The organism is Nocardioides sp., from assembly GCF_030655615.1.
Classification (GTDB): Bacteria; Actinomycetota; Actinomycetes; order Propionibacteriales; family Nocardioidaceae; genus Nocardioides.
The window spans coordinates 1-12,379 of the sequence record NZ_JAURVJ010000134.1 but is presented as its reverse complement, the minus strand read 5'-3'; the positions used below and the strand labels follow the sequence as shown (position 1 = coordinate 12,379).

Sequence of the window (12,379 nt, the reverse complement as noted above, 5' to 3'; positions counted from 1 at the left end):
CGGTCGGCGTGACGGCCCGGATCGGGCACCACCACCGGCCCGGGGCCGCCCACGGTGGGCGCGTCCCAGGGCGCGGGCGCCGAGGGCGGTGGCGGAGGCGGCCCGGGCCTGGGCTCGGGCTCGGGTGGTGGCCGGGGCTCGTCCCACGTCTCGGGCACCACGTGGAGCGGGGGCCGGACCGGCGCCACCCGGGTGTGCCCGCCCCACCACTCGTCACCGACGGCCGGCGCCTCCTCGCGGGCGGCGGCGAGCTGCTCGGAGAGGAGCGCGAGGCGTCGGGACACGGCTTCCTGGTGCTCGGGGCTGGTTCGTCGGCTGCGCATGCCGAGGACGGTAGGCAGGTCGGCCCACGCTCCACGCCCGGGCGCTGGCGGCCTGTGGAGAACCCCGTCCCGACCCTGCCCTGTGGACGACTCCTGGTCGTTTCCACAGCCCCGGCGCGGACTTCGAGCCCCGTCGGGGCCTCAACGGCGTCAGCGGGGGCGGTCCGGGGCCGGGCTGCGGATTCCCCGGCCGGCCGGGGGTTCCTACCGTTGTCAGGGGTTGCAACCCCTGACAAGGGTCGAAGTCCCCGGCTGTCAGGGAGGGCTGCCCACGGCCGACGAGCCGGCTCGGTCAGTCGACGTCGACCATCAACCGGGGTGCGACGCAGACGGCGATCATCCCCGGCCCCACGTGCGCGCCCAGGACGGCACCCACCTCGGCGCACCAGACCTCGCGCCCGTCGAGCTGGTCGGCGAGCCGCGCACCCAGCGACTCGGCCAGCTGGGCGGCCCGGTCGGGGCTGGCCAGGTGGGCGACGCAGAGGTCGACCTGGTCGTCGCCGGCGGCCGCGACGGCGAGCTCCTCGAGCCGGGCCAGCGCCTTGCTCGAGGTCCGCACCCGCTCGAGCGAGGAGACGATGCCGCCGTCGATGGTCAGCAGCGGCTTGACCGCGAGGGCCCCGCCGAGCAGGGCGGCGGCGGCGCCGATGCGGCCACCGCGGCGGAGGTACTCGAGCGTGTCGACGTAGAAGTAGGACTCGCACAGGGAGGCCCGGTGGGTCGCAGCCGCACCGGCCTCCTCGGCCGTCGCCCCGGCCGCGACCGCCTGCGCGGCCGCGAGGGCGGCGTACCCGGTGGCCACGCCGACCTGACGGCTGTCGACGCACACCACCGGGACCGAGGCGTCGCGGGAGGCGACCTGGGCCGACTCGTAGGTGCCGCTCATGTCGCCCGACAGGTGCACCGACACGATCTCGTCGGCGCCCTCGGCGGCCAGCTGCTCGTAGACCTCGCGCAGCACGGCCGGGGCCGGACGGGAGGTGCTCACGGGACGGAAGTCACGCAGGGCCGTCGCGACCGCCTCGGGCGTCGCCTCGTCGGAACCCTCGTCGTAGGCGTCGGCGCCGATCACGACCTGCAGCGGCACGACGGTGATGCCGCGCTCCGCCGCGAGCTCGGGCGGCAGGCTCGCCGTCGAGTCGGTCACGACGGCGACCGAGCGGGCCGGCGGGGCCGGCGGGGCCGGCGGGGATGGCATGGCGGGACTCTAAGGTCTGGCGGGCTCGACGCTGAACCCGGCCGCCTCGAGGACGGCGACGACCCGCGCCTCCCGACGGCGGCCCATCGTCGCCCAGGCCGTCGTCTCGCCGTCGGTGACCTCGAGCCACCGGTTGGTGCCGGGCGGCTCCCACCGCTTGCGCTCCAGCCGTACGACGAGCCCGACGTGTCGCACCGAGCGCCGGCCGCGCCGGTCCGTGAGGACGAGCGCGCCCGGCGCCACCTCGAGGTGACCGGGTCCGCCGAAGTGCCGCCGCACGTGGAAGCCGACCAGGAACCGCTCCGCCGTCGCGCCAGCAGACCCGTCAGACGACGACATTGACCAGCTTGGGCTCGCGGACGATCACCTTGCGCACCTCGCGCCCGGCGATCGCCGTCACCACCGACGCGTCGGCCAGGGCCAGCGCCTCCAGGTCGGCCGCACTGATCCCGGGGTCGACCTCGAGCCGCGCCCGCACCTTGCCCTGGATCTGCACGACCGCGGTGACCGACTCCTCGACCAGCAGTGCCGGGTCGACGACCGGCCAGGCGGCGTGGGCGACGGACGGGGCGTGCCCCAGCGTCTCCCACATCTCCTCGGCGACGTAGGGCGCGACCATCGACAGCAGCATCGCGACCGCCTCGGTGGCCTCGCGCACGGCGGGGTCTCCCCCGCCGACGCCGGAGTCGATCGCCTTGCGGGTGGCGTTGACCAGCTCCATGGTGCGGGCGACCATCACGTTGAACCGGTGGCTCTCGACCAGCGTCTCGGCGTCGGCGACCACCCGGTGGGTGACCCGCCGCAGCGCGACGTCACCGGTCGTGACGTCGACCCCCGCCGCCGACGCGACGTCGTTGCTCAGCCGCCACGCCCGCTGCAGGAACTTCAACGACCCGGCCGGGCTCATCTCGGCCCAGTCGATGTCGTCCTCGGGCGGGCCGGCGAAGATCAGCGTCAGTCGCACGGCGTCGACCCCGAAGGCGGTCAGCTGCTCGCCCAGGCTGACGCCGTTGCCCAGCGACTTGCTCATCTTCTTACCCTGGTTGATGACGAAGCCCTGGTTGAGCTGCGCCGCGAAGGGCTCGGCCGTCTCCAGCAGCCCCATGTCGTGCAGCACCATCGTGAAGAAGCGCGCGTAGAGCAGGTGCAGGACGGCGTGCTCGACGCCGCCGATGTAGATGTCGGCGGGCATCCAGGCGTTGGCCCGGGCCGGGTCGAACGGACCGTCGGCGTAGCCCGGCGAGGTGAACCGCAGGAAGTACCAGGACGAGTCGACGAACGTGTCCATGGTGTCGCTGTCGCGCTTGGCCGGGCCACCGCACGACGGGCAGTCGACGTTGACCCAGTCCTCGGCCGCGGCCAGCGGCGAGGTGCCCTTGGGCTTCAGGTCGGCACCGCGCAGCTCGGGCAGCTCGACGGGCAGCTGGTCCAGGGGTACGTCGACCTCGCCGCACGTGGGGCAGTGGATGACCGGGATCGGCACGCCCCAGTAGCGCTGGCGGCTCAGCAGCCAGTCGCGCAGCCGGAAGTTCACGGTGCCGCGACCGGTGCCCTTCGACTCCAGCCACGTGATGACCGTCGACTTGGCCTCGGGGATCTCCATCCCGTCGACCGAGATCTCCTCGTTGGCCGAGTTGATCGCCGGCCCGCCGCCGGTGAAGGCCTCACCGCCGTCGGCCTCCCAGCCCTCGCCCGGCTGCACCGTCCTGATCACCGGCAGGCCGAACACGGCCGCGAAGTCCCAGTCGCGCTGGTCCTGGCCGGGGACGGCCATGATCGCGCCGGTGCCGTAGTCGGCCAGCACGTAGTCGGAGGCATAGACCGGGATCGTCGTGCCGGTCACCGGGTTGGTCGCGGTGACGCCCAGGTCGACGCCGGTCTTGGGCCGGTCGGTCGCCAGCCGGTCGATGTCGGAGGCCGTGCGCACCGACTCCAGGTAGGCCTCGTAGGCCGGCCGCTGGGCGTCGCTGACCAGCTCGCCCGCCAGCGCGGCGTCGGCCGCGACCACCATGAACGTCGCCCCGAACAGCGTGTCGGGACGGGTCGTGTAGACGGTCAGCGGCTCCTCGCGGCCCTCGACGACGAAGTCGACGTGCGCGCCCTCGGAGCGGCCGATCCAGTTGCGCTGGGCGTTGATGACGCGGTCGGGCCACGTCGGGGCCAGCACCTCCAGGCCGTCCAGCAGCTCCTGGGCGTAGTCGGTGATCTTGAAGTACCACTGGGTCAGGTCGCGCTTGGTGACCACGGCCCCACAGCGCTCGCAGGCACCGTCGACGACCTGCTCGTTGGCCAGCACCGTCTGGTCGTTGGGGCACCAGTTGACCGGGCTGTTCTTGCGGTAGGCCAGCCCGCGCTCACGGAACTTCAGGAACAGCCACTGGGTCCAGCGGTAGTAGTCCGGGTCGGACGTGTGCAGTCGGCGCGACCAGTCGAAGGCCAGGCCGTAGTTCTTCATCGACGCGGCCTGGGTCTCGATGTTGGCGTAGGTGTAGGTCGCCGGGTGCTCGTCGTTGCGGATGGCAGCGTTCTCGGCGGGCAGCCCGAAGGAGTCCCAGCCCATCGGGTTCAGCACCTCGAAGCCGCGGAAGCGCCAGTAGCGCGCGATCACGTCGTGCAGCGCGAACACCTCGGCATGACCCATGTGCAGGTCACCGCTCGGGTAGGGGAACATCGTGAGCGCGTAGCGCTTCTCCTTGGGCGATTCGTCGTCGGCGCGGAAGGGCTCGGTCTCGGCCCACACCTGCTGCCACTTCCGCTCGACGGACGGGACGTCGTACGTCGCCGCGTCGGCCGTCCCCTCGGTGCCCGCTGTGCCTTGCTCGCTCATCGTCTGCTCCTGCTCGTCTGCCTCTTGCCTGGTCCGGACATGAAAAAACCCCTCGCATGGAGGGGTGGCCGCGCGATCAACAGGTGATCAGCGCGGCTGTCCAAGAAGCAGGGTGTGGGTGCTCACGGACGACACCTTACCGCGCGTCGACCTAACCTCTCCACATGGTTGTCACTGCCATCTCCCCCTGGATCGTCGCGTCGGACGCCGACGGCCTGCTCTCGTTCCTGACCGACGTGCTCGGCGCGCAGGAGGTCGGCCGCGCACCGGGTCCGGACGGGCGCGTGGGCCACGCCGAGACCGTCGTCGGCGGCACGACCCTGGTCGTGATGGACGCCCACGAGGGCTGGACGCCGCAGCCGACCCTGCTCCGCGTCCGGGTCGACGACCTCGAGGTCGTCGTCGCGGCCACCGAGGCCGCGGGCGGCCGCGTCGTCACCCCGCCCACGCCGCTGCCGCAGGGCGTCGTCGGCGCGCGGGTCCTCGACCCGTGGGGCAACCTGTGGTGGCTCGAGCAGCAGGTCGATGACGTCCCTGTCGACGAGCTGCTGCGACGGCTGTCGGACGCCGACGCGGTCACGGTCGTGGCGGCGTACGAGAGCTCGCTCGACACCGAGATGCGCCGCCGAGCCTGACACCCGTCAGGAGCAGCAGGCCGCCTCGGGGGCGGACGTCGGGCTGTCCGCCAGGACGGTGTAGACCTCCCACCGCTCCCCGTCGGGGGTCTCGTCGACCCAGAACTTGTCCTGGCGGGCGTAGCAGCAGGTCGTGTCGCGCTCGTCGGACGAATCAACCCCGGTGCCGCTGAGCCGGGCCTGGACGGCGTCGACCTCGGCGGTGTCGGCGACCTCGATCCCGAGGTGGTTGAGCGACCCGCCACGGCCGGGGTTCTCCAGGAGCACGAGCTTGAGCGGCGGGTCCACCACGGCGAAGTTGGCGTAGCCCGGCCTGACCTTGGCCGGCTCGACACCCAGCAGCTTGCTGTAGAAGGCGATCGAGGCCTCGAGGTCGTCGACGTCAAGGGCGAGCTGGATGCGAGACATGGATCCTCCAGACGGTAGATATCGACACTTGTCGATGTCCGACCTTGCCCCAGACATAGATACCTGTCAATATTGACACATGTCGAAGTCCTTGACCCTGACGCCGGTCGAGACCGTCGCCTGCTGCTCGCCGCTCGCCCAGGAGCCGCTGAGCGCCGACCAGGCCGGCCGGATCGCCCCGCTCCTCAAGGCGATCGGCGACCCTGTACGCCTGCGCCTGCTGTCGATCGTCGCGTCCCACGCCGACGGCGAGGCCTGCGTCTGCGACCTGCACGACGCGTTCGACCTCTCCCAGCCGACCATCAGCCACCACCTCAAGGTGCTCCACGACGTCGGGCTGCTCGACCGCGAGAAGCGTGGCGTGTGGGTCTACTACCGGGTCGTGCCGTCCGCGGTCGCCGACCTGGGCGCCCTGCTCACGGGCGTCGCCGGGTGAGCGACCTCCCCCGCCGCGTGGTCGCCGAGAGCATCGGCACGGCGGCCCTCGTCGCCGCCGTCGTCGGGTCAGGGGTCGCGGCCACGCGCCTGTCCCCCGGCCAGCCCGGGTTGCAGCTGCTGGTCACTAGCCTCGTCACCGGAGCGGCCCTGCTGGCCCTGATCACCGTGCTGCAGCCGGTCTCCGCGGCGTTCAACCCGGTCGTGACGCTGGTCGCGCTGGCGCACCGTGAGATCACCGGTCGCGACGCCGGGGCGCTCGTCGTCGCGCAGGTCTCCGGCGGGGTGGCCGGTGCCGTCGTGGCCAACCTGATGTACGACCTCGACGCCGTCTCGGTCGCCGCGACCACCCGGGCCTCGCCCGCACACCTGCTCGCGGAGGTCGTGGCGACGGCGGGACTGGTGGTGCTCGTGCGGGGCTGCGCGCCCGACCGGGTGGCGGTGGTCGTGGCGTCGTACGTCACCGCGGCGTACTGGTTCACCAGCTCGACGAGCTTCGCCAACCCGGCGGTCACGCTCGCACGCACCTTCTCCGACACGTTTGCCGGTATCGCGCCGTCGTCGGTCCCGGCGTTCCTGCTCGCCCAGCTCGTCGGCGCCACGCTCGCCGCCGTCACCGCCGCCTGGCTCTTCGAGAGGACTCCTGCCCGTGCCTGATGTCCCAACCGTTTCGACCGTTCCGACCGTCCTGTTCGTCTGCGTCCACAACGCCGGCCGCTCCCAGATGGCGGCGGCGCTGCTCGACCACCACGCCGCGGGTCGCGTGAGGGTGCTGTCCGCCGGCTCCGCACCGGCCGACACGGTCAACCCGGCGGTCGTCGAGGTGATGGCCGAGCTGGGCCTCGACGTGTCCCGAGCGGTGCCGACCCTGCTCGCCACGGACGACGTCGCGGCCTCCGACGTGGTCGTCACGATGGGCTGCGGCGACGCCTGCCCGATCTTTCCCGGCAAGCGCTACGAGGACTGGGCGCTCGAGGACCCCGCGGGCCGGGGCGCCGGCGCGGTCAGGCCCATCCGCGACGACATCGACCAGCGGGTCAGAGCACTGCTCTCGGACCTGGTGGCCGGCTAGGCCGCGAGCATCAGCGGCATCAGCGCGTGCACCTGGACGACGAGGTCGTCGAGCACACGCCGGGCCGCGGCCGGGTCGCCGGTCTGGTGCGCGAGCAGAGCCTGCTGGAAGAGCCCGTCGAGCACGCCGTAGGCCGCGGCGGGGGTCAGCGCGACCGAGCGGCCGGCGAGCTCGGCGTAGCGGGAGACGACGCGCCAGATCATCTCCTCGAGCGTGGAGTCGATGAGCGTGACGGCCTCGCGCAGGCCGTCCTCGAACATGCTCTGGGTGCGCAGGTCGTACCAGAGGCGGTGCATCGGCGCCTCGTCGCGCAGCGTCTCGACGAGCTTGGCGGCGAACGCGTCGAGCAGACCGTCGGGGGTCGTCGCGTCGTCGACGACCGAGTCGTAGCGGGTCACGCACTGGGCCTTGTAGTAGCGCACGCAGTAGACGATCAGCTCGAGCTTGTCCTGGAAGTAGTAGTGGACCACGCCGTGGCTGAACTCGGAGTTGTTGGCGATCTCGCGCAGGCTCGCCCGCGCGTAGCCGAGCTCGCCGAGGGTCCGCAGCGCCGACTCGGCCAGCTCGTTGCGGCGCGCGTCGTGCTTGTCGGCCGGGGCGCGGCGCGCCACGCGGGTCTCGGTCATGGCGTCATCGTGTCACAGATCCTGAATTCCCTGGACGAGTGTCAAGGAATCTCTTGACAGTCGTCCAGACAACCGGGCACGTTGTGACCGCCCCCACAACCCGACGTACCCGACCGACGACGCTCGAGGAGACCGCATGACCGTGTTCGACCTGACCGGACGCACCGCCCTGGTGACCGGCGGCGCCCAAGGCCTCGGGGAGGGGATGGCGCAGGCCCTCGCCGTCGCCGGGGCCACCGTCGTGATCGGCGACCTGCAGGACGAGCTCGCGGGCAAGGTCGCCGAGTCGCTCGGCGCCGACGGCCGCAGCCACAGCGCGGTCCACCTCGACGTCACCGACGAGTCCTCGTGGGAGGCGGCCGTCACCGCCGCCGTCGAGCGCACCGGTCGGCTCGACATCCTGGTCAACAACGCCGGCGTCGAGATCAGCAGCCTGATCGCCGACATCGACCCCGCCGACGTGCGCACCATGCTCGACGTCAACGTGCTCGGCACCGCGCTCGGCATTAAGCACGGCCTGCGGACCATGCGCCCCGAGGGCGCCGCGGGCCACGGCGGCAGCATCATCAACATCTCCTCGGTGGCCGCGACCATCGCGTTCCCCGGCATCCCCATCTACTCCGCGACCAAGTCGGCGGTCGACCGGCTGACCCGCGTCGCGGCGATGGAGGCCGGCAAGCTCGGCTACGGCGTCCGCGTCAACTGCATCTACCCCGGCCTCGTCCCCACGGCGATGGGCCAGGGCCTGGCCGTCGACATGGCCGCGCTCGGGCTGTTCGAGTCGCCCGACGCCGCCGTCGGAGCCGTGATCGAGCAGACGCCGCTGGGCCGCCTCGGCGAGGTCGGCGACATGGCCGACGCCGTCGTGTTCCTGGCCTCCGACGCCGCCCGCTTCGTCACCGGCACCGGCCTGTCGGTCGACGGCGGGATGGGGATGTGACCGTGACGACCTCACCCGACACCACCCAGAAGCCCGTCGTCGTCTACGGCGCCTCCGGCTACACCGGCCGCCTCATCTGCGAGTACCTCCGGGAGTACGGCGTCCCGTTCGTCGCCGCCGGCCGCGACGGGGCCAAGCTCCAGGCCTCGATGGACCGCAACGTCGCCGGCATCGAGACCGCCGACTACGAGGTCGTCGAGGTCACCCACGACGTCGCCTCCCTGACCGAGCTCTTCACCGGCGCCCAGGTCGTCCTCAACACGGTCGGCCCGTTCAGCAAGTGGGGTCCCGAGGTCGTCGAGGCCTGCCTCGCGACCGGCGCCCACTACACCGACACGACCGGTGAGCAGGACTGGCTGATCACCTGCGACGAGAAGTACGGCGCCGACTTCGCTGCCGCCGGCCTGCTGCTCGCCCCCGGCATCGCGCAGATGTACACCACCGGCGAGATCGCGGCCGAGGTCGCGCTCGAGAGGCCGGGCCTCGACACCCTCGACATCGCGGTGTTCTGGGGTGGCAGCCCGACGATCGCCTCCACCCAGACGATCCTCTTCAACGCCGCCCTGTCGGGGGCGCACTACCTCGAGCAGAACGCCTACGTCCCGTTCGACCCCGACGGCGGTCACACGCAGCTCGTGATCCCCGGCCAGCACGAGGTCGCCCTCGCGCTGCCGTGGGGCGGCACGTCCCACCCGGTCTGGTACCGCAAGGACCCCCGCGTCGCCAACGTCAAGGCGCTCGGCGGGGTCTTCAACCGCGGTCTCATGCTCGCCGTGCCCCAGATCGTCGCGGGCGCCATCGCCGCCACCGAGGGCATGGACGCCGACGAGAAGTACCTCGCCCTGGCCGCCGCCGCGGCCACGGTGATGAGCGAGATGCCGCCGCGCGAGAACCCCCGGCTCAACAAGTCGCTCGACTCGGTGCACGCCTCCGGCCCGCTCGGTCGCGCGCACTGCGTCATCCACGGCAACCAGAACTACAAGCAGACCGGGCTGCTGCAGGCCTACGCCGCCTACGCGCTGCTCCAGCAGCCGCCCAGGCGGGTCGGGTTCGCGTCGGGCTGCCAGGCGTTCGGCCACCGCGAGCTGCTGGGCGTCCTTCGCTCCTTCGGCCTCGTCTCCGAGCCCGTCCTCACGGTCGAGAGCTGACCCGGTGCGGCTCGTCGACTACCTCGACAAGGGCTGGTCGACCGGGCCGGACGCCCCCTGCCTGACGACCGACGGGCCGGACGGGCCGGCCAGCAGCACCTACGCCGAGGTGCGGGAGCTCAGCTCCCGCATCTCGGCGGCCCTGGTCGCCCGCGGCGTCGCACCCGGCGACAAGGTCGCCATCCTCTCGGCCAACGACCCGGTCGCGTTCACCACGGTGTTCGGCATCAACCGCGCCGCCGCCGTGTGGTGCCCGATCAACCCGCGCAACGAGGCCGCCGAGAACCGCGACCTCCTCGCCCTCTTCGAGTGCACCGCTCTCGTCTTCCAGGCGTCGTTCGCGCCGCTGGTCGACCAGATCCGCGGCGACCTCCCCGGCCTGACGACGCTGGTCTGCCTCGACGCGGAGGCTGGTGACGTCGACTTCGCCCTGGGCTGGGACGAGTTCCTCGACCGCGGCGTCCCCGGACCCGACCCGTCCCCGGTCGACGACGTCGCGATGGTCGTCGGCACCGGCGGCACGACCGGGCGGCCCAAGGGGGTCATGCTCACCCACCACAACCTCGAGACGATGAGCGCCATCACGTTGATGAGCTATCCGTGGGAGGGCCGGCCCGTCTACCTCGCCCTGGCGCCGCTCACCCACGCGGCGGGCGTGCTCTGCTTCCCCGTGCTGGCGCGCGGCGGCGAGGTGGTCGTCATGCGCTCACCCGACGTCGGTGGCTTCCTCGACCACGTCGAGCGTCACCGCGTCACGCACACGTTCCTGCCCCCGACGCTGATCTACATGGTGCTGGCGCACGAGCGGCTCGAGAGCACTGATCTCTCCAGCCTGCAGTGCTTCTGGTACGGCGCGGCCCCGATGTCGGCGGCCCGCCTCGAGGAGGCGCTCACCCGGATCGGACCGGTGATGGCGCAGCTCTTCGGCCAGACCGAGGCGCCGATGATGATCTCGACGCTCTCCCCCCGCGAGCACTTCCGTCCCGACGGGAGCATCGCCCTCGAACGGCTGTCATCAGCGGGGCGTCCGGCTCCGTTGGTGACGGTCTCCATCATGGCCGAGGACGGCACGCTGCTGCCGACCGGCGAGACGGGCGAGATCGTCGTCCGGTCCTCGCTGGTGATGGCCGGCTACCTCGGCGACCCGGAGGCCACGGCGGCGGCCTCGGCACACGGCTGGCACCACACCGGCGACATCGGCTACCTCGACCCCGACGGCTACCTCTTCATCGTCGACCGGGCCAAGGACATGGTCATCACCGGCGGGTTCAACGTCTACTCGACCGAGGTCGAGCAGGCCGTGATGGCCCACCCCGACGTGCAGGACTGCGCGGTGATCGGCCTGCCGGACGACACGTGGGGCGAGCGGGTCGTGGCCGTCGTGCAGGCGCGGGGCGGAGCCACGATCGACCCAGCCGCGCTCAAGGCGTTCGTCAAGGAGCGCCTCGGCAGCGTCAAGTCACCCAAGCAGGTCGAGGTCTGGGACGACCTGCCGCGCTCCAAGGTCGGCAAGGTCCTCAAGACCGACATCAAGGAGCGGCTGCGCGGCTGATCAGCCCAGCACCGAGCCCAGGAACGCCACCTGCGCCGCGACGGACTCGGCGAACGGCTCACCCTCGTAGATCGCGAAGTGGCCGACGTCGAGGCGGAGCACCTCGACCGGGCCGCCCGCCTTGCGCGCCACGGCCTCGACGGCCGATGGCGGGGCGATCGTGTCGTGCGTGGCGACGACCAGCATGAGGGGCGCCGTCACCCTGGCGGCCGAGGCGACCGGCCGGTTGAGCAGGATCGGGATGATCCCGCGGGCCACCATCTCGTTGCGGAACGTCGGGCCCATGATCAGCTCGTAACCCGCCTGGCCGTCGTGCGACGTGATCGCCGCGAGGGACCCCGGAGGGCCGACGATCGGCAGCGTGTGGCCGCGCTGCACCACCCCGCGCAGCGCGTGGGCCGTCAGCCGGAGGAGCTGGCGCAGGCCGGCGTACCGGCGGATCTCGAGGACGGCTGCGAGCCCGTCCATGGCGGCGCCCTGGGAGACGACGGCGGCGACGCGCGGGTCGCCGGCGGCGACGGCGACCACGTGCCCGCCGGAGTACGACGACCCCCACAGCACCACCCGGTCGGGGTCGATGCCGGCCATCGACCGCACGTGAGCCACCACGGCGACGTAGTCCTCACGGTGCCGGCGGTGGTCGACCGACTGGCGGGGAGTGCCGTCGGAGGTGCCGAAGCCGCGGTAGTCGAAGACGACCACGTCGGCGCCAGCTGCGGCGAACCGCTCGGCGAAGGGCGTCAGCCCCGCGTCCTTGGTGGCGCCGAAGCCGTGCGCCATGACGACGACCGGCCGCCCGGCGGGTGTCGTCCACGCGTCAGAGGCGGCGGGGTAGTGCCACGCGGCCAGGCGGACGCCGTGGCTGGTGACATCGAGGTCGGTCCGGGTGGCAGGCACCCTACGATCACAGCATGACTGTCAACGACATGTTCCGCCTCGACGGCAAGGTCGCCGTCGTCACCGGTGCCTCGAGCGGCCTCGGCGTCGCGTTCGCCCAGGGCCTGGCCGAGGCCGGCGCCGACCTCGCGCTCGGCGCCCGCCGCGTCGACCGCCTGGCCGACACCGCCAAGCTCGTCGAGGCCGTCGGCCGTCGTGCGCTGACCGTCGCCACCGACGTCGCCGACCCCGAGTCGTGCAGCAACCTGGTCGCCCTGGCGATGGAGGAGTTCGGCAGGGTCGACATCCTGGTCAACAACGCCGGCATCGGCACCGCGG

General features: G+C 72.2%; 14 protein-coding genes and 1 pseudogene. 8 read left to right on the top strand and 7 right to left on the bottom strand.

Translation table 11 applies throughout. The features are described 5' to 3' along the window. From Q7T52_RS11430 to leuS, 4 genes and pseudogenes are all read right to left on the bottom strand, one after another. Window positions 1–323: pseudogene (locus Q7T52_RS11430) on the bottom strand (hypothetical protein); the annotation flags it as partial. A gap of 292 nt (window positions 324–615) precedes the next feature. Continuing rightward, window positions 616–1,521, bottom strand: coding sequence for a DegV family protein (locus Q7T52_RS11425; RefSeq protein ID WP_304802553.1), 906 nt, complete (start codon window positions 1,519–1,521; stop codon window positions 616–618). A gap of 9 nt (window positions 1,522–1,530) precedes the next feature. Further along, a complete protein-coding gene (locus Q7T52_RS11420) occupies window positions 1,531–1,860 on the bottom strand; it encodes a hypothetical protein (RefSeq protein ID WP_304802551.1) in 330 nt (109 codons plus the stop codon). After that, complete coding sequence (gene leuS, locus Q7T52_RS11415) at window positions 1,847–4,348, bottom strand: leucine--tRNA ligase (RefSeq protein WP_304802549.1); 2,502 nt, start codon at window positions 4,346–4,348, stop codon at window positions 1,847–1,849. The genes Q7T52_RS11420 and leuS overlap by 14 nt, the downstream gene beginning before the upstream one ends. A 164-nt stretch (window positions 4,349–4,512) precedes the next feature. Between leuS and Q7T52_RS11410 the strand changes: the two genes are divergently transcribed. Then, window positions 4,513–4,983, top strand: a complete 471-nt coding sequence (locus Q7T52_RS11410) for a glyoxalase/bleomycin resistance/extradiol dioxygenase family protein (protein WP_304802547.1) — start codon at window positions 4,513–4,515, stop codon at window positions 4,981–4,983. A 6-nt stretch (window positions 4,984–4,989) separates the two neighbouring features. Here the strand turns inward: Q7T52_RS11410 and Q7T52_RS11405 are convergent, their stop codons facing one another. Then, the gene (locus tag Q7T52_RS11405) at window positions 4,990–5,391 is read right to left on the bottom strand and encodes an ArsI/CadI family heavy metal resistance metalloenzyme (RefSeq protein WP_304802545.1); all 402 of its coding nucleotides are present in this window, start codon (window positions 5,389–5,391) and stop codon (window positions 4,990–4,992) included. A 79-nt stretch (window positions 5,392–5,470) separates the two neighbouring features. Between Q7T52_RS11405 and Q7T52_RS11400 the strand changes: the two genes are divergently transcribed. From Q7T52_RS11400 to Q7T52_RS11390, 3 genes are read left to right on the top strand one after another with little or no spacing between them, the layout of a single operon-like run. Beyond that, a complete protein-coding gene (locus tag Q7T52_RS11400; RefSeq protein ID WP_304802543.1) occupies window positions 5,471–5,827 on the top strand; it encodes a helix-turn-helix transcriptional regulator in 357 nt (118 codons plus the stop codon). Next, entirely contained in the window at window positions 5,824–6,483 is a 660-nt protein-coding gene (locus Q7T52_RS11395; RefSeq protein ID WP_304802541.1) for an aquaporin, read from the top strand. Before Q7T52_RS11400 ends, Q7T52_RS11395 begins: the two co-directional genes overlap by 4 nt. Next, window positions 6,476–6,898, top strand: a complete 423-nt coding sequence (locus tag Q7T52_RS11390; protein WP_304802539.1) for an arsenate reductase ArsC — start codon at window positions 6,476–6,478, stop codon at window positions 6,896–6,898. Before Q7T52_RS11395 ends, Q7T52_RS11390 begins: the two co-directional genes overlap by 8 nt. Here Q7T52_RS11390 and Q7T52_RS11385 read toward each other — a convergent pair. Continuing rightward, complete coding sequence (locus Q7T52_RS11385; protein WP_304802537.1) at window positions 6,895–7,524, bottom strand: TetR/AcrR family transcriptional regulator; 630 nt, start codon at window positions 7,522–7,524, stop codon at window positions 6,895–6,897. The two genes, Q7T52_RS11390 and Q7T52_RS11385, sit on opposite strands and share 4 nt — an antisense overlap. Window positions 7,525–7,660: 136 nt before the next feature. Here Q7T52_RS11385 and Q7T52_RS11380 point away from each other — a divergent pair, with 136 nt between their 5' ends. Genes Q7T52_RS11380 through Q7T52_RS11370 form a run of 3 tightly spaced genes read left to right on the top strand, consistent with a single transcriptional unit; the run spans window position 7,661 to window position 11,164 of the window. Next, on the top strand, window positions 7,661–8,464 hold the full coding sequence (locus Q7T52_RS11380; protein ID WP_304802535.1) for an SDR family NAD(P)-dependent oxidoreductase: 804 nt from the start codon (window positions 7,661–7,663) through the stop codon (window positions 8,462–8,464). A gap of 2 nt (window positions 8,465–8,466) precedes the next feature. Continuing rightward, entirely contained in the window at window positions 8,467–9,612 is a 1,146-nt protein-coding gene (locus Q7T52_RS11375) for a DUF5938 domain-containing protein (RefSeq protein WP_304802533.1), read from the top strand. Between the two features lie 4 nt (window positions 9,613–9,616). Next, window positions 9,617–11,164, top strand: coding sequence for a long-chain fatty acid--CoA ligase (locus tag Q7T52_RS11370; RefSeq protein WP_304802531.1), 1,548 nt, complete (start codon window positions 9,617–9,619; stop codon window positions 11,162–11,164). Here Q7T52_RS11370 and Q7T52_RS11365 read toward each other — a convergent pair whose 3' ends face one another. After that, entirely contained in the window at window positions 11,165–12,061 is an 897-nt protein-coding gene (locus tag Q7T52_RS11365; RefSeq protein ID WP_304802529.1) for an alpha/beta hydrolase, read from the bottom strand. A 14-nt stretch (window positions 12,062–12,075) separates the two neighbouring features. Between Q7T52_RS11365 and Q7T52_RS11360 the strand changes: the two genes are divergently transcribed. Next, the coding region (locus tag Q7T52_RS11360) for an SDR family NAD(P)-dependent oxidoreductase (RefSeq protein ID WP_304802527.1) at window positions 12,076–12,379 on the top strand (304 nt) is incomplete at its 3' end.